11 protein-coding genes and 1 pseudogene are annotated in these 17002 nt (G+C 43.0%); 5 read left to right on the top strand and 7 right to left on the bottom strand.

Features of this window, described 5'->3' with window-relative positions; genetic code table 11:
• Nucleotides 1-4 precede the first annotated feature (4 nt).
• The 3 genes from V7L07_RS21980 (at nucleotide 5) to V7L07_RS21970 (ending at nucleotide 3765) form a co-directional block, all read left to right on the top strand.
• Nucleotides 5-448, top strand: a complete 444-nt coding sequence (locus V7L07_RS21980; RefSeq protein WP_335061010.1) for a Spy/CpxP family protein refolding chaperone — start codon at nucleotides 5-7, stop codon at nucleotides 446-448.
• 4 nt (nucleotides 449-452) lie between these two features.
• On the top strand, nucleotides 453-1988 hold the full coding sequence (locus V7L07_RS21975) for a DUF1800 domain-containing protein (RefSeq protein WP_335061009.1): 1536 nt from the start codon (nucleotides 453-455) through the stop codon (nucleotides 1986-1988).
• Between the two features lie 544 nt (nucleotides 1989-2532).
• Nucleotides 2533-3765, top strand: a complete 1233-nt coding sequence (locus V7L07_RS21970; RefSeq protein ID WP_335061008.1) for a DUF1501 domain-containing protein — start codon at nucleotides 2533-2535, stop codon at nucleotides 3763-3765.
• 172 nt (nucleotides 3766-3937) lie between these two features.
• On the opposite strand, the gene V7L07_RS21965 is transcribed toward V7L07_RS21970, so the two are convergent.
• Nucleotides 3938-6094 carry a polyribonucleotide nucleotidyltransferase gene (locus V7L07_RS21965; protein ID WP_335061007.1) on the bottom strand — a complete coding sequence of 719 codons (2157 nt, stop codon included), beginning with the start codon at nucleotides 6092-6094 and terminating at the stop codon, nucleotides 3938-3940.
• Nucleotides 6095-6195: 101 nt separating this feature from the next.
• Nucleotides 6196-6741, bottom strand: coding sequence for a GNAT family N-acetyltransferase (locus tag V7L07_RS21960; protein WP_335061006.1), 546 nt, complete (start codon nucleotides 6739-6741; stop codon nucleotides 6196-6198).
• 146 nt (nucleotides 6742-6887) lie between these two features.
• On the opposite strand from V7L07_RS21960, the gene V7L07_RS21955 reads away from it, so the two are divergent.
• Together V7L07_RS21955 and V7L07_RS21950 are read left to right on the top strand one after the other, a co-directional pair.
• On the top strand, nucleotides 6888-11576 hold the full coding sequence (locus tag V7L07_RS21955; protein ID WP_335061005.1) for an SNF2-related protein: 4689 nt from the start codon (nucleotides 6888-6890) through the stop codon (nucleotides 11574-11576).
• A 999-nt stretch (nucleotides 11577-12575) separates the two neighbouring features.
• Nucleotides 12576-13412, top strand: coding sequence for an SWIM zinc finger family protein (locus V7L07_RS21950; protein WP_335061004.1), 837 nt, complete (start codon nucleotides 12576-12578; stop codon nucleotides 13410-13412).
• Nucleotides 13413-13547: 135 nt separating this feature from the next.
• Here the strand turns inward: V7L07_RS21950 and V7L07_RS21945 are convergent, their stop codons facing one another.
• From V7L07_RS21945 to V7L07_RS21925, 5 genes and pseudogenes are all read right to left on the bottom strand, one after another.
• On the bottom strand, nucleotides 13548-13679 hold the full coding sequence (locus V7L07_RS21945; RefSeq protein ID WP_335061003.1) for a hypothetical protein: 132 nt from the start codon (nucleotides 13677-13679) through the stop codon (nucleotides 13548-13550).
• 213 nt (nucleotides 13680-13892) lie between these two features.
• The gene (locus tag V7L07_RS21940; RefSeq protein ID WP_335061002.1) at nucleotides 13893-14192 is read right to left on the bottom strand and encodes a Uma2 family endonuclease; all 300 of its coding nucleotides are present in this window, start codon (nucleotides 14190-14192) and stop codon (nucleotides 13893-13895) included.
• A 231-nt stretch (nucleotides 14193-14423) separates the two neighbouring features.
• Entirely contained in the window at nucleotides 14424-15317 is an 894-nt protein-coding gene (locus V7L07_RS21935; RefSeq protein WP_335061001.1) for a DUF1963 domain-containing protein, read from the bottom strand.
• A 187-nt stretch (nucleotides 15318-15504) separates the two neighbouring features.
• Nucleotides 15505-16896 carry a photosystem II reaction center protein CP43 gene (gene psbC / locus V7L07_RS21930; protein ID WP_335061000.1) on the bottom strand — a complete coding sequence of 464 codons (1392 nt, stop codon included), beginning with the start codon at nucleotides 16894-16896 and terminating at the stop codon, nucleotides 15505-15507.
• Nucleotides 16880-17002, bottom strand: a pseudogene (locus V7L07_RS21925) (photosystem II D2 protein (photosystem q(a) protein)); the annotation flags it as partial. The gene psbC and the pseudogene V7L07_RS21925, both read right to left, overlap by 17 nt.

Here is a 17002-nt window from a genome sequence, read left to right as displayed (position 1 = left end):
TTTGATGTTAATCCGTCGTGTTTCCATTTTGGCGGCGGCGATGATTGCCCTTGGTAGCACTATTGCTCTGGCCAAGCCAACTTTAATTTCACAGCAAGTCATTGCCCAAAACCCCCGTGCTAAATCAGGTGGATGGCTCAAGGATTTAAATTTGACATCCCAGCAATTGCAACAGATTAAGCAAATTCGTAATCAATCTAAACAGCAGATAGCCCAAAAATCACAGGAAATCCGTCAAGGGCAACAGGAATTACACGATCTGATCGCAGGGACAGCTACTAAAGAACAAGTGCGGGGTAAATATAACCAAATTAACCTTCTAAAGCAGCAGCTTAGTGATACCCAGTTTGAAAATACCCTTGCGATTCGGGAAATCTTGAACCCAGAGCAACGGCAGAAATTTGCCGATCGCATGTATAAGAAAAATTCTCCCGCACAGCACAATTAACTCTATGAATGTAAATCCTAAGTATTGTGTGTTGTTGCTGTTGATATTACTGGGGTCAATTCTTCCTAGTAATGCAGCCTCCACACCTGTTGACCCAAAAGTATTACATATAATTAATCGCCTTAGCTTTGGCCCTCGTCCGGGAGATGTGCAAAGAGTAGAGTCTCTGGGTGTAGAGCGATACATTCAGGAGCAACTCTCACCCGACTCGATTCCCGAAGCAGAAAGTCTCACCAACCAACTAAATCAGCTAGATGCTCTCCACTTGAATCCAGTGGGACTCTTAGAATATGGCACAGCTAATCTCCCAGGAAAAAAACCCACCCAGTCAGAAATAAAAGCTGCCAACAAGCGGGGTCAACAGGTGTTAGTTCAGGCAGTTCAAGCGCGATTATTAGAGGCAACTAGCAGTAAGAGACAACTCCAAGAAGTAATGGTGGAATTTTGGTATAACCATTTTAATGTGGATGCTGCTAAAGGATACGATCGCCTCTGGGTGGGAGCTTATGAACAACAGGCGATTCGACCTTACACTTTGGGTCGCTTTCGTGACCTGTTAGGGGCAACAGCTCATCATCCAGCCATGCAGTATTATCTGGACAACTTCCAAAATCGAGCTGACAGCCGCCCCGATGCCCAAGGTAATATCCGAGGTTTGAATGAGAACTATGCTCGTGAACTGATGGAGCTACATACTCTCGGCGTAGATGGAGGTTATACTCAGCAAGATGTGATTGCTCTGGCAAAGATTTTAAGTGGTTGGGGTTTCAGTCGCCCCGGTCAGCAAACAGATAATATTTTTGGATTTTACTTCAACCCAAAGCTTCATGATTTTAGCGAAAAAGTTTTCCTGGGACACACAATTAAAAGCGGTGGTGAAGCCCAAGGAGAGGAAGCTTTAGATATTTTGGCTCAAAGTCCGGCAACTGCACGTCACATCAGCTATCAGATAGCTCAATATTTTGTCAGCGATCTTCCCCCGACTGATCTGGTAAACAATCTCACACACCGCTATCTTGCCACTGATGGTAATATTCGTGAGGTTCTCAACACCCTATTCCACAGCGAGGAATTCTGGGATGCCAAAAACTTTAATGCCAAGTTTAAAACACCCTATCAATATGCGATCTCTGCGGTACGAGCCACAGGTGTGGAAGTGGAGAACACAAAACCAATCTCCAATCTGTTGCAACAATTGGCAATGCCTCTATACGGTTGTCAAACTCCAGATGGTTACAAAAACACAGCAGATGTGTGGTTAAACCCTGATGCAATGAACCGCCGCCTCAGTTTTGCTGCGGCGATCGCTAATGGAAATTTACTCTTATCAGCCATCCCTACAAATATAGAACAGAGGGGGCAAATTGGCGCAGGGCAAAGACCTTTACAAAAGTCTCCCAGTATTCCTGTAGATGCTTGGCAACTAACCAATACATTGGGCAATTCTTTGTCAAAGAAAACGCAGAATGCGATCGCCTCTAGTTCCCCTCAAATTCATAGTGCTTTAATTTTGGGCAGCCCAGAATTTATGCATCGTTAGTTACAGTTTTTGCCAGTTTTGCCAAAAATTAATTATCGAACAGAATTCAGTAGTCAGAGTTCAGAATGAATTTTGTACGACTGGTGGATAGCGCAGCGTTAGCGAGTTTTCTCCCAAGGGGAGACGCCAAAGGCGAACAATCAGTCGCGGGTCTGAATCCCCGACTGATAGCGAGTCTTCGGTAGCGCAGCGTAAAGCCTGCGGCATGGCTTCTCTACGAGAGGCTGCGCCAACGCTTAGAGCAAGTATTCGAGGGTCGCGTCTTGATTCTGACTCCTGTTAGCGCAGCGGGGCGAAGCCCATTCTGACTTCTGAATTCTTCTTCAACAAGGCTCTTTTTTTGGCTAAGGTATTGGTCTTTAGAACTAGGTTGTTGATATATAGCAACACCCAAGGTGGTCAGGACATTAACAGATGATAAAACTTAGACACAAAAAGACTTTTCACCCAGTCCCCAGTCCCCAATCCCCAGTCCCTTGCTATAGCAGTTCTAGCTGAGACATAGAAGCGAATTTGAAACAGCCATAACTTAGTAATTTTAATTATGAAAAGACGTAACTTCCTAATCCAAGGTGGAATTTTTTCAGCTTCCGCAATCACAGCAGTAAGCAGCAATGCTTGGATAGCTAGATCCGCTACCCCAAACAGCGACCAGAAGCGCTTAATTATAATTTTCCTTCGGGGAGCAGTAGACGGTTTAAACGTCGTGGTTCCTTACTCAGAGACAGCCTACTATCAAGCCCGACCGCAAATTGCTATTCCCCAACCAGGGAAGGAAGGGGGAGTAATAGATTTAGATGGACGTTTTGGCTTACATCCAGCATTAGATTCTTTGATGCCCTTTTGGCAACAGAAGAGTTTGGCCTTTGTTCATGCCTGTGGTTCTCCCGATCCAACTCGTTCTCACTTTGATGCTCAAGAATACATGGAAAGCGCTACCCCTGGTGATAAACATACTCAGGATGGTTGGATGAATCGTTTACTAGGGGTGATTTCTCAAAAAACACCCATCCAAGCGGTAAGTGTTGGAGAAACAACACCCTGGATTTTTTCAGGACGGATGGCTGTAGCTAACATAGCATCAGGTAGAAATGCTAACAGACCTCTGCCAATAGATCGTCCTCAATTAGCAGCAGCATTTGACCAACTTTATGACGGTAATGATGCCTTAAGTCAGACCTATCACCAAGGACGGATGGCGCGTCAGGCGATCATGGATGACCTTGATAGTGAAATGAAAATGGCGAATAATGGCGCGCCTTTACCTGATGGCTTCGCCAGTGATGCCCAACGATTGGCACAACTAATGCTCAAAGACCCTAGAATTGAGTTAGGGTTTATGGCTTTGGGAGGTTGGGATACCCATGTCAATCAAGGTAGCACTCAAGGACTGTTAGCTGGCAACCTCAAAAAATTGGGTTCGGGTTTGGCCGCTTTGGTCGCAGGTTTGGGGAGCGTTTACCAGAATACGATAATTGTTGTGATGTCTGAGTTTGGTCGTACAGTCAAGCAAAATGATGATGGTGGTACCGACCACGGTCACGGGAATGTTATGTGGGTTTTGGGTGGTAATATTCGCGGTGGTAAAGTTTACGGTGAATGGCCTGGTCTATCTACAACCCAACTTTACCAAGGTAGGGACTTGGCTATTACTACTGATTTTCGGAATGTGATCTCTGCTGTGTTGTCAGATCATCTGCATCTCAACGAAGCAAAATTGAATTACGTCTTGCCAAATTACGTTTCTACTGAGAAAGTAGCATTAATTATCAAGTAAATTTATATTCATAGTCGTTGAGAAAATTTACAGGCATCAGTTTCATCAATTCGATCCTGATTACTTTCTCTTAATAAATATTGTGCAACTAATTTAGAGAAGCATACGGCGATGCCTTCACAGTAGGCATCGCGGATTTTAGATTTAATCTAATCTAAAATCCCAAATCGAGTTACCGATTCACCGCCGCAGCTTCTCTTGCTGCTGCTGCTTGATCTGGGTGGATACCCAAGCGGGTAAGATTAATCCGACCTTTGTTATCAATTTCGCGCACTTTGATAATCACTTCATCGCCCACCGCTACTTCATCTTCAACTTTGCCAACGCGGTAGTCAGCTAGTTGAGAAATGTGGATCATGCCTTCTTTTCCAGGCAAAAATTCCACAAATGCACCTATCGGTATAATCCGAGTAATGCGTCCTGCGTAGACATCCCCTTCGTGCAACTTGCGGGTCATGCCTTGGATGATATTTCTGGCTCTCTTGGCCTTATTCTCATCCACAGCCGAAATTGTCACGGTGCCATCATCTTCGATGTCAATTTTTGCACCAGTTTCCTCTGTGATCCCCTTAATAGTCTTGCCTCCAGGCCCAATTACCAAACCAATCATGTCTGAATCAATCTTGATTGTTAACAGACGTGGGGCATAAGGTGAGGTTTCAGTCCGTGGTGTGTCAATGCAGGCAAGCATTTTCTCTAGAATGTGCAACCGGGCTGCTTTGGCTTGGTGGACGGCTTGGGCTATCACCTCCAAAGACAAACCGGAGATTTTCATATCCATTTGCAAGGCGGTAATCCCGGTATCCGTCCCGGCAACTTTGAAGTCCATGTCACCCAAAAAGTCTTCAATGCCTTGAATGTCGGTCAGGACTCGTACTTCGTCCCCTTCCTTAATCAGACCCATTGCCGCACCACTCACGGGTTTGAGAATTGGTACACCAGCATCCATCAGGGCGAGGGTAGAACCACAGACTGAACCCATTGAGGTGGAACCGTTGGAGGAAAGTACTTCCGATACAATACGAATTACGTAGGGAAATTGTTCTTTGGACGGTAGCACAGGGATTAGCGCTCGTTCTGCCAATGCCCCGTGACCAATTTCACGCCTTCCTGGGGCACGCATTGGCTTGGTTTCACCGACTGAGAAGGGCGGGAAGTTGTAATGATGCAAGTAACGCTTGTGCTGATCTAGCTGCATGTCATCGTTGAGGTTTTGAGCATCCCCAGGTGTACCCAAAGTACAAGTAGATAATACCTGAGTTAGTTCGCGGTTAAATAAGCCGCTGCCGTGGACTCGTTTTGGTAAGACATCAACTAAACAAGAAACCGGACGCACTTGATCGAGTTTACGACCATCAACGCGGACGTTATCTTCGATGATTTGCCGCCGCATGAAGTGTTTGGTAATATCTTTAAAAGTGTTACCAAGTGCCTTCTTATTTGCAGTTGCAGCAACTCGAATGGGGTCTTCTTCTGACAGTTCGGTAATCGTCGCGGCAATTTCATCCTTGACGACATCTAAAGCTGCATCGCGTTCGGGTTTGGTCAAACTAAATTGAGACAGGATTTTCTTAATCTGACCGTTGGCGCGATCGCGGATATAATTTTCTAGCGTTTGGTCTACTGCTGGTGGTGCTTCTTGCACTATTACTAGACCAAGTTCTGCAATTAAATCTTGCTGCGCTTTGATTAAGTCCCGCACTGCTTCATAACCAAAGTCAATCGCCTCAAGAATATCTCGCTCTGGCAACTGATTGGCTCCCGCTTCCACCATGATTACGCCATAAGGTGAACCTGCTACTATCAGATCCAAATCTCCAGCTTCGGTTTCTGCATAAGTGGGGTTAATAATGAAATCATCTCCCACTAAACCAACCCGCACTGCTGCCATTGGCCCATTAAAAGGAATCTGGGCAATCAGGGTAGCAATGGAAGCGCCTGTAACTGCTAACACATCGGGTGGAACTAACTCGTCCATCGACAGCGTTAAGGCAATAATTTGCAAGTCATCCCGCAACCATGAGGGGAACAAAGGACGCATGGGACGGTCTATAAGACGGCTGGTGAGAATTGTTTTTTCTGGGGGGCGACCTTCCCGCCGCATGATCCCGCCGGGAATCCTACCGGCGGCATATAGCCTTTCTTCATAATCTACAGTAAGGGGAAGAAAATCTATGCCTTCTCTGGCTTGCGATCGCGTAGCCGTCACTAAAACGGATGTGTCCCCTGATTCTATCAAAACCGACCCACCTGCCTGGGGAGCTAATAGGCCTACTTTCAGTCGAATATCCCTTCCATCGAAGGATATTGACTTATCAACTTCTGCCATTCAGTTTTTTTTCCTTCTCTTTCGCTATTCTCTTTCTGTGGCAATCCTAACATTTATGCCCTATAGCTGACTTCTAGTACATACAAAGATAGACAAGTCATTCAACCCAAAGTGTGATACAAGATTAGCGCCTCTACCACCTGCCCATTATCTAGCTTCGCCGCACCCGGAATTCGCCCAATAATCTCAAATCCTAACGACTGCCAAAGTGTAATTGAAGGTATATTAGTCTCAAAGACCAAATTAAACATTACTGCTTCGTAGCCCAGGTTTGCTGCGATCGAAAGCATAGCCTCTCCCATGAACCGTCCTAAACCCTGACCGCGTAACTCAGGTTGTACAATAAAACCAGCGTTGCAAATATGGCTACACCGACCGGGAAAGTTTGGCTTTAAATAAAACGCCCCTAATATTTCTTTTGACTTGTGTGTAGGATCTACAACAGATGTCCTGACAACAAAGGCATCCTTACTTAACCAGTAAGCTGAAAATTCTGTAGGAGAGAGAGGTTGCTTTTGGGGATAGGTTTTACCTTCAGAAATTACAACATTGAGCAAGGCTCTGACAACCTCCTGTTCTTGAGGATGCATATAATCCAGTTCAACTGATATGCCATTTTTTAAGACTTTGATTAGGGGGAAATTCATTCTTAACAATGTTTATGTGGAATATTTACTTAAATATTATTTATTGTATGCAAAACTTGGTCAATAAATCTTCTTGAGAAGATGCAGAAAGTAGAATAGTTGCAATTTTAATTCTTGAGTTTTAGGAAAATCTGAGTACTTAGCAAATGGCGATTTTACACTGTAATTGGTTACTAAAAAATCAGAATGGTAGTTTATTTATTTGGGGGGAAACTTGGCGATCGCCACGAGTAAATTCAGAGTCTAGTGGATCTGGAGAGATAGCACTACATCCATTGGCAATGACATCGGTTGAGTTGAGTGAGTGGCTGCATTCTCAGAATATGGCAATTACCAACTTTATCCAGAAACCCCAAGTTGCATTCGCAACTACTGGGCGAGCCTCCAAAGGAGGAGCTACGCTAACGCGCAAAGCCGCCAGTGCCACTGAAATCAGTTTGCCAACGCATTCTCAAATCATTGCCCTACCAACTTATATCCCAGAAGGCAGTGATAAAGGAACAACAGCGATTTTCCCTGTACATTCTGCCAGCTTGGGGGAAAATACAGACTCCCCGCAATATTTACACCCGTGGCAAGTTGAGGGTTTTTGTCTCAACCCTAGCGAAGCAGTAAAATTTCTCGCTGCTGTTCCCTTAAATGCTGCTGAAGGTGAAGATGCCTTTTTAGGTGGAGATTTACGCTTTTGGTCGCAAGTTGCCCGTTGGAGTTTAGATTTAATCTCACGATGTAAGTTCTTACCAACAATTGACCGACAATTAGATGGTGTATTTGCTGCCAAATGGCGAGTACTCGTAGATAGTGCTGTAGATGGAACCCGCCTAGAAAAATTTTCTGCAACCATGCCGTTGGTTTGTCGCACTTATCAAGAGGGATTGGGTAATGGGGACTGGGGACTGGGGACTGGAGAAGAGTTTTCCCAATCCCCAATCCCTAATCCCCAGTCCCTATCTTATGTAAACTTTCCCATCGAACCTCAAGAATTACTTTTGGGATTTCTTAACAGTACGATAGATGCCCAAGTGCGAGAAATGGTGGGTTCCCAACCTACATCTTTACCAGGTGGGGTGCGACAGTGGTTGCAAGCGTTAACTAGTGCATCTCATACAGTTAACGCAGATGCCATTGAAGTGGAACGATTGGAAGCGGCATTGAAGGCCTGGACTATGCCGCTACAATCCCAATTAACTCTTAAAACTCTATATCGTACCTGTTTTCAACTGCGTTCTCCTGAGTCTGGCGAAACCGATTGGACATTGGCATATTTTCTGCAAGCGGCTGATGATCCAGAGTTTTTAGTGGATGCAGCAACTATTTGGAACAATCCAGTTGAACGATTAGTTTATCAAAATCGCACAATTGACCAACCACAAGAAACATTTTTACGAGGTTTGGGGGTAGCTTCTCGGTTGTATCCAGCGATCGCACCCAGCTTTGAAACCGAATATCCCCAATCTTCTCGTCTTACCCCCATTCAAGCTTATGAGTTTATCAAAGCTGTAGCTTGGAGGTTGGAAGACAGTGGTTTGGGAGTTATTTTGCCTCCCAGTTTAGCGAACCGGGAAGGATGGGCGAACCGTTTGGGTTTAAAAATTACTGCCGAAACCCCAAAAGGAAAGCAAGGACGTTTAGGGTTACAGAGTCTACTAAATTTCCAATGGCAATTAGCAATTGGCGGACAAACTATTTCCAAAGCTGAGTTTGATAAACTTGTGGCTTTAAATAGTCCGCTAGTGGAAATTAATGGTGAGTGGGTAGAATTGCGTCCCCAAGATATCAAAACAGCCCAAACTTTTTTTACCACCCGCAAAGACCAAATGGCGCTTTCCCTGGAAGATGCTTTGCGTCTGAGTACAGGAGATACTCAGGCAATTGAAAAATTACCAGTGGTTAGTTTTGACGCATCTGGCGCATTGCAAGAGTTGATTGGGGCGTTAAATAATAATCAAGCGATCGCACCTTTGCCCACACCAGCAGGCTTTAAAGGGCAGTTGCGACCTTATCAAGAACGAGGCGCTGCTTGGCTATCTTTCCTGGAACGTTGGGGCTTAGGTGCGTGTCTCGCCGACGATATGGGACTTGGTAAATGTGTAGCCAATGATACTCTAGTAAATGTAAATGGACTGTTACACACAGCCGAGACAATCTGGAAAACTCACGCTGGAGAAACAGAGTTTGACGGCGAAGGATTTTGGACTAACCCCACAGAGGAATTAATAGTTAATTCCATAGATGAAACAACAGGCAAAATTGTCCAAGCTAATGTCAGGCGGTTGTATCGGCAGCAAGTTAGCGAAAAATTACGAAAAATCACTCTAGAAGATGGTAATAGTATCACTATTACTCATCGTCACAAACTGCTGACAAGTAAAGGTTGGACAAATAACTTACAGGTGGGTGATTACGTTTGTGTACCAGGTAAAACCCTTTGGAATGGAAAACCACAAGACCATGATTTAGTCAAGTTTCTCGCTTGGCAGATTGCTGAAGGGCATGAACTACCCGATGTGGGAAGAGTCACAATATCCCAAAAAGATACCAGAGTATTAGAGGATTTACTCCAGACTTGCCAACGCATTCAAAAGCGCTATAACCTCAAAATTAACAGCCCTAATATCTCTACTTTCCCTAACAGAGTTGCTTCTCTTCGAGTTAATAGCCAAGCCTATCGGGAATTCTTAGAAGCTAAAGGTTATGTTTGGGGTAAACTATCGGCAGAAAAATCTATTCCGCCCTTCATCATGCAGGCAGATTTGGATAGTGTGCGGATATTTTTACAAAACTATTTCGATGCTGAGTCTGCCGTTCTTTTTAGTATGCGGAGTATTGAGATTTCTACAGCTTCAGCTTTACTAATTCAGCAACTTTCTGCACTGTTGCGACGCTTCGGTATTTGGTTACGAATATCGCCCAAACTGAAATGTGCCACTAATGGAACTCGCACTTTCCGCACCTACTATATTGGTGTAATTGGAGGAAATTCGGCTCGCAGATTTCTGCAAGAAATTGGTTTCGATAATTCAGAAAAACAGAGTAAGTTAGAGCAAATTTGTCAACTAGTCAGCAACACAAATATTGAAGGAATTCCTGCTTCTGATATTGTTACTGAAACAGTCAGAGTAACGGGACTACCATTGCGGCATTTCGGGATGCACAACACTGTTTATATTAATGGCTCACAGCAATTTTCTAGAGATAGTTTACAGCGAGTAATAGCTGGGATGAGCCGCATGATTAGTGGAGAACCCCAAGAACAATATCAGCTACTAAAACCTTCTAAATGGACAAATCAAACGTTGTCAGCATATAGCAAGCTAGATGTAGAACAGTTGAGCTTAACAAGACAGTCTTTGCAATATCTTCTCGATCAAGAGGTATTTTATTGCCGGATTGAATCTATAGAAGAGATAGATTATGAGGGATGGGTTTATGACTTTGAAGTTAGCGAACATCACAATTTTGTCGCTAATAATATTATTTGTCATAACACTGTCCAATTTATCGCCTTTCTGCTACATCTCAAAGAACAGGATGCACTCGAAAATCCAACACTGCTAGTTTGCCCAACTTCGGTTTTAGGCAACTGGGAAAGGGAAGTCAATAAATTTGCACCCAGCTTGAAAATTTTGCAATATCACGGTGACAAGCGTCCAAAAGGTAAAGCGTTTTTAGAAGCCGTAAAAAAACACGATTTAATCGTTACCAGCTATTCGCTTCTTCATCGAGATATCAAGTCATTGCAAAGTGTCTCTTGGCAGATAATAGTTTTAGATGAAGCCCAGAATGTGAAAAATCCAGAGGCGAAGCAGTCAAAAGCAGTACGACAATTAGAAGCTACATTTCGCATTGCATTGACGGGGACACCTGTAGAAAATAGACTGCAAGAATTATGGTCTATTTTAGATTTTCTCAATCCCGGATATTTAGGCAATAAGCAATTTTTCCAGCGTCGGTTTGCCATGCCAATTGAAAAGTATGGTGATACGGCTTCTTTGGGTCAATTACGTTCATTAGTGCAACCATTTATACTGCGGCGATTGAAAAGCGATCGCGACATTATTCAAGATTTACCAGATAAGCAAGAAATGACCGTATTTTGCGGTTTAACTGGTGAACAAGCGGCACTTTATCAACAAATTGTCGAACAATCTTTAGTCGAGATAGAATCTGCGGAAGGATTGCAACGTCGGGGGATGATTTTAGCTTTACTAATCAAACTCAAACAAATCTGTAATCATCCAGCCCAATACTTGAAACAAGCGACATTAGAACCACATCATTCAGCCAAACTTCTGCGTCTAGAAGAGATGTTAGAAGAAGTTTTAGCAGAAGGCGATCGCGCTTTAATCTTCACACAATTTGCTGAGTGGGGTAAATTACTTAAACCCTATTTAGAAAAACAGCTAGGGCGAGAAATATTCTTTTTATATGGTAGCACCAGTAAAAAACAACGTGAGGAAATGATCGACCGTTTCCAACACGATCCGCAAGGGCCACCGATTATGATTCTTTCTCTAAAAGCGGGTGGTGTAGGATTGAATTTAACACGAGCAAATCATGTATTCCACTTTGATAGATGGTGGAATCCAGCCGTGGAAAATCAAGCCACAGACCGAGTATTTCGGATTGGTCAGACTCGGAATGTGCAAGTACATAAATTTGTTTGCACAGGCACTTTAGAAGAAAAAATTCATGACATGATTGAAAGTAAGAAACAATTGGCTGAACAAGTTGTAGGTGCTGGTGAAGAATGGTTGACTGAAATGGATACAGACCAACTTCGCAACTTACTACTACTCGATCGCAGTGCAGTAATTGACGAAGATGCAGAATAAGCCAAATATTGTAATGTTGATGACAAATATTGTAATGTTAATGACGAATATTGCAGCATTGATAAGGAATATTGTAATGTTAATGAGAAATATTACAATGTTGCTTATGAATGTTGCAATGTTGATGAGAAATATTTCAATATTGATAAGGAATATTGTAATGTTGATGAGAAATATTACAACGTTGCTTATGAATGCTGCAATGTTGATGAGAAATATTTCAATCTTGGTAAGAACGGCTTCTACATTCAGGGTGACGAACAATAAAATGGCGATAACTAGTGAGCCAGTATAAGTTAGCGATCGCACCATACATAACTCAACATCTCATCTTGTAATATTTAGCAAAACTCTGCGTCCCTTTCATTTGATTTACCTCAAAATTGAATGCGAGATGCTAAAAATAACACCTCGCAAACTGTACCGCTTGGTAATCCCATGCTAATAAGGGACTTCCAAATAAAAAATATCCCAAAACTGACACAAAAATCCCCTCTATTTCTCTTCTCTCTGTGTTCTCTGCGTCTCTGTGGTTCGTTTAGAGTACTCCAAGTAATAAAAATGCCCAGTTGTCATTGCAAGCGAATCGAAGCAATCGCAGGGGTTGGGATTGCTTCGCTTCGCTATCTACGAGACGCTACGCGAACGCAATGACGGGTTTTGGATCATTTATTTTGTGGAGTTCTCTTATTTGGATAATTTATTTCTTGGAAATCCCCTAGTATAACTTTTGTAACCAAGAAACCCGCGATCGCAGACATTAGTGCTTCTAGCTCCAAAGCGTGGATAAATCAAATGACCTCTCTGATCAAAAATCCTTAAATCCTTGAGGCAATGTTGATGGATTCTGATGGCTGGGGTTGAGATTAAAGGGCAATACTTCTTGGTAAAGGACAAAAACAGGGTAAAGTAATAGTTGTTCGCCTAAGAAGTGCGATGCCTACGGTTTTTTTTACCAATCCTCAATCTCCAGTTCCTTTTACTTTGAGTTAAGCAACCATGACCAATTATACTCTTCAAGCAAGTCGAGAATGGTGGTCACAACAATGGCTAGATTTGCTAGATTCCTATCGGTTTAAAAAACGTTTGGAACGTGCAAGAAATTATGCTCGTCAAGGAAATGTTCTCAGCATCGAATTTAAAGGTGCGAAAGTATTGGCTAGGGTGCAAGGTAGTGAAGTCGAACCTTATAAAGTTTCTCTTTCCCTTGAACCATTTACTGATGAGCAATGGGGTTATGTAATTGAAACCATGTCCCAAAGGGCAATTTTTGCTGCCAAGCTACTGGCAGGAGAAATGCCGCAAAATATAGAAGAAGTATTCACAGCTAATGGTCTTTCGATATTTCCATTTACCCTTGCTGATGTCCAGAGTAAATGCTCTTGTCCTGATAAAGCAAATCCCTGTAAACACATTGGTGCGATATACTATCAGTTAGGCGATCGCTTCAGTGAAGACCCCTTTGTACTATTTCAATTGCGCGGACGTACTAAAGAGCAGATTATCAGCGATTTACGCCAATTACGTAGTGCCAAGATTAAACCTAATACAACAGAAGCGCCCGATATTCAACAGTCAATTCCTAATAACAAATACTCGGTAAAAATTGATTATTTTTGGCAATATAATGAGCCACTAGAGTCATCCTTAGTAGTTATTGCGCCATCCACGAGTGAGACGGTATTAGATGTATTAGGAGCAATCCCCCTTGCAAAGGAAGAGGAAAGCGCAGTAAATTCAACTTCGAGTGATGTGGTAATGAAGTATTTAAATACAGTTTACAGAGATGTGAGTCAAAAGGCTTTTTTAACAGCGATGAATGTGGGAGGAAGTTGATAATAATTCGTAATTCGTAATTCGTAAATTATACTAAATTGAAAAATGATTACGACAGATGGATTAATAGAACCCAGATAGAGAAGGTGATTCCCAATCCAAAATCTAAAATCTAAAATCCAAAATTGTATTATGTTAACTGTGTAGTTCACCCTTCCCCCCTTTTATCACCCATTCCCGAACCGCCTGACGAATTGCCCGTCTAGCATTTGCCCGATTTTGCTCAATCAGTTTCGGCAAATATTTAATTTCTAAAGTAGGAAACACCAGACTCTTTTCTGACTCAACATATTCCCCATTTTGCAGGAGATAAATCTTGAGTTCACCGGAATCATAACACTAGAGTTCTGGTACTCCCAGGCGGGCATAAATGGGAAAACGATTTAAAGACTTACTGGTAACATCAATTTCCAGTGCCAAATCAGGCGGTGGATCTTGTCTCAAATCCAGATGCAATCTACCCCGAATCGCAGCTTCATTCTAGAAATATAAGCAATTATCTGATTCTATCCCTGCCATTCGGCTTTCTCGCTTCCAGGTAGTCGAACCATAACTTTCATAGTCTAAATCCAGCACATCAGCGATTTCTTTGACCAAATCGCCAATTACCTCTTTGTAATGTTCGTGTTCTGGTAAAGGTGTAATAATTTCTAAGGTAGTGCGATCGTAAGCTAACCTTGATGCCCGATGCTCTCCCAAGTCTTTTAGAAGATTTTCAAACTGTTCCCAGCTAATGTCATAAAGCATTATTCGGTCTGCCCGGTTTTTGGCAACTGTCATTGTTACGACCTCCAGAATGTTTTATAAAGAAGAATTCAGAACTCAGGAGTCAGAATTCAGGAGTCAGAATTCAGCATGAGTTCTGTACGGTTCTTTGATGAATATTGGTTTAAAACCTTGCCCCCCGTGGGTGAAACAAAGTTTAAACATTGTTCCTTATTAAAATGCGCGACCGTAGCTAAGATAATATCTAGCATGAGGGCAAAAAGCAGTATCGATAGTTTTACCCTATTAGGTGAATTGACAAAAAAAAGCGACTTGTTTTTTGTGAGTTGAGCATTGCACGATATACCCTACACCCAGACCAGAATGCGGGTAAGGAAAATTTGTGGTTTCGCACTCCTCTAGCTGAAAAATAAACTGATCCATCTTTTGTTTACACAAAGGACATTTGGGATAGTCAATATTTTGTGCCCAGCAGGGCCAACCTGCCAATTTGTCTCCTACATTGTTTAATAAAATAAATTCACTCGAAACCTTGTCTTCATCACTTAGTAAAATCCCATATTGTTCTGCTTCATCAGGGCAGGGGTAATCCTCAATTTCTTCCCAACCTACAATCAACTTAGTAGGAAAAGTCTTTTCCATATCGGGAACTTCAACATGATTTACTTCGCCCTTCGGTTGAATGATTCTAATAACCTGAGATGTTGAAAATGCTTTACAAGCTTGCATCCAGCAAGTATCTATTAACTCTTCAAGGATCGGTTCTGGATTGCCAGGAATTAACTCTGATTCTTCCTCAGAGAGTTCTGATGTTTCTATAACTGTTGTCTCACTAAACTCATCTTCATAAGCAGTTATACATATAACTCTATCAGAATAGCCTCCCATAGGCTCTCTTAAAGTAAAGCTCCCAGTTTTTATTTCAAAGTTACTTTCACAACAGAAAAGCTGAAGAAGACCAGAGCCAAATATTTCTTCTAGGCTATCAGGTAACTGCTGAAGATTTAACTGAAGAACCAGCCTCATTGGGTTTTGACAATTAGGACAGACAGGCCAAGTCTCTCCATTAAAAAACCAGACTTTACCAGAAGTTTTAGAAGCGTCTAAAGTGCTTTCCCCATCTAGAATAATCGGTTTCCACGCTTGTCGCTTCAGGTCACTCAGCTGATTTTTTACCACGCCTAATTCTATGAAAAAGTCAATTTATTTTAGCCAATATCTTAAACGCTTAGGTGATTTTCAGGAAAAAATTACCAGGATGCTGCCTAGATTTCCTGTGGATAAGCGCGATCAATAAAAAAGCCCTTGCTTTTATGCAAGAGCCTCTAAATCATTTAATTGTCAGTGATGAAATAAACCTTACAACCTAATCTAGGTCGTTCATAAACATCACTGGCTCAGTATCACGGTTAATTCCTTTCTCAAAACCACCAGCCGCAGCCCGTGCGCGACCAGCGTGCCACAAGTGACCAACTAGGAAGAAGAATCCTAGTACGAAGTGAGAAGTTGCCAACCAAGCGCGAGGAGATACGTAGTTGAAGGAGTTAATTTCAGTAGCCACACCACCCACAGAGTTCAAAGAACCCAGAGGAGCGTGGGTCATGTATTCAGCAGCACGACGGGCTTGCCAAGGCTGAATATCATTCTTGATTTTTTCCAAGTCAAGACCATTGGGGCCACGTAGAGGCTCCAACCAAGGGCCGCGGAAATCCCAGAAGCGCATGGTTTCACCACCGAAGATGATTTCACCAGTTGGAGAGCGCATTAGGTATTTACCTAGACCTGTAGGGCCTTGGGCAGAACCGACGTTAGCACCCAAGCGTTGGTCACGAATCAAGAAGGTTAAAGCCTGAGCTTGAGAAGCTTCTGGGCCAGTAGGGCCAAAGAATTCGCTTGGATAAACGGTGTTGTTAAACCAAACAAAGATGGAGGCGATGAAGCCCATCAGTGAAAGAGCGCCCAAGCTGTAGGAGAGGTAAGCCTCACCAGACCAGATGGATGCACGACGTGACCAAGCAAAAGGCTTAGTGAAGATGTGCCAGATACCACCAGCAATTAAGATAAAGGCAATCCAGATGTGACCACCGACGACATCTTCCAAGTTATCAACGCTAACAATCCAGCCTTCGCCACCAAAGGGAGACTTGATTACATAACCGAAGATAACTGCTGGGTTCAATGTTGGATTGGTAATAATCCGAACATCACCTCCGCCTGGTGCCCAGGTGTCATACAATCCACCAAAGAACATTGCTTTTAGCACTAACAGCAATGCACCGAATCCCAAAATAATCAGGTGGAACCCGATGATATTGGTCATCTTGTTCTTGTCTTTCCAGTCGTAACCAAAGAAAGAAGAATATTCTTCTAAGGTTTCTGGTCCACGAACGGCATGATAAATACCACCAAAGCCAAGGACGGCTGAGGAAATGAGGTGGAGTACGCCGACAACAAAGTAGGGGAAGGTGTCGATGACTTCACCACCAGCACCAACACCCCAGCCCTGAGTGGCGAGGTGAGGTAACAAGATCAAGCCTTGTTCGTACATGGGCTTTTCAGGAATGAAGTGAGCGACTTCAAACAAAGTCATCGCTCCAGCCCAGAATACAATCAAACCAGCGTGGGCAACGTGAGCGCCCAGCAGTTTACCAGATAAGTTAATTAAACGTGCGTTACCAGACCACCAAGCAAATCCAGTGGATTCTTGGTCGCGTCCAGCGCCGCCTAAGATATTTGGTCTATTAGAGAGCGTTACCACGTGGTAATACCTCCTCAGGGAATACAAATTGTTCGTGGGGTTGATCTTGAGGAGCCATCCAAGCGCGGATACCCTCGTTCAGCAAAATGTTTTTGGTATAGAAGGT

It is taken from the genome of Nostoc sp. (assembly GCF_036916985.1).
Classification (GTDB): Bacteria; Cyanobacteriota; Cyanobacteriia; order Cyanobacteriales; family Nostocaceae; genus Nostoc.
This window is presented reverse-complemented; position numbering and strand designations above follow the sequence as displayed.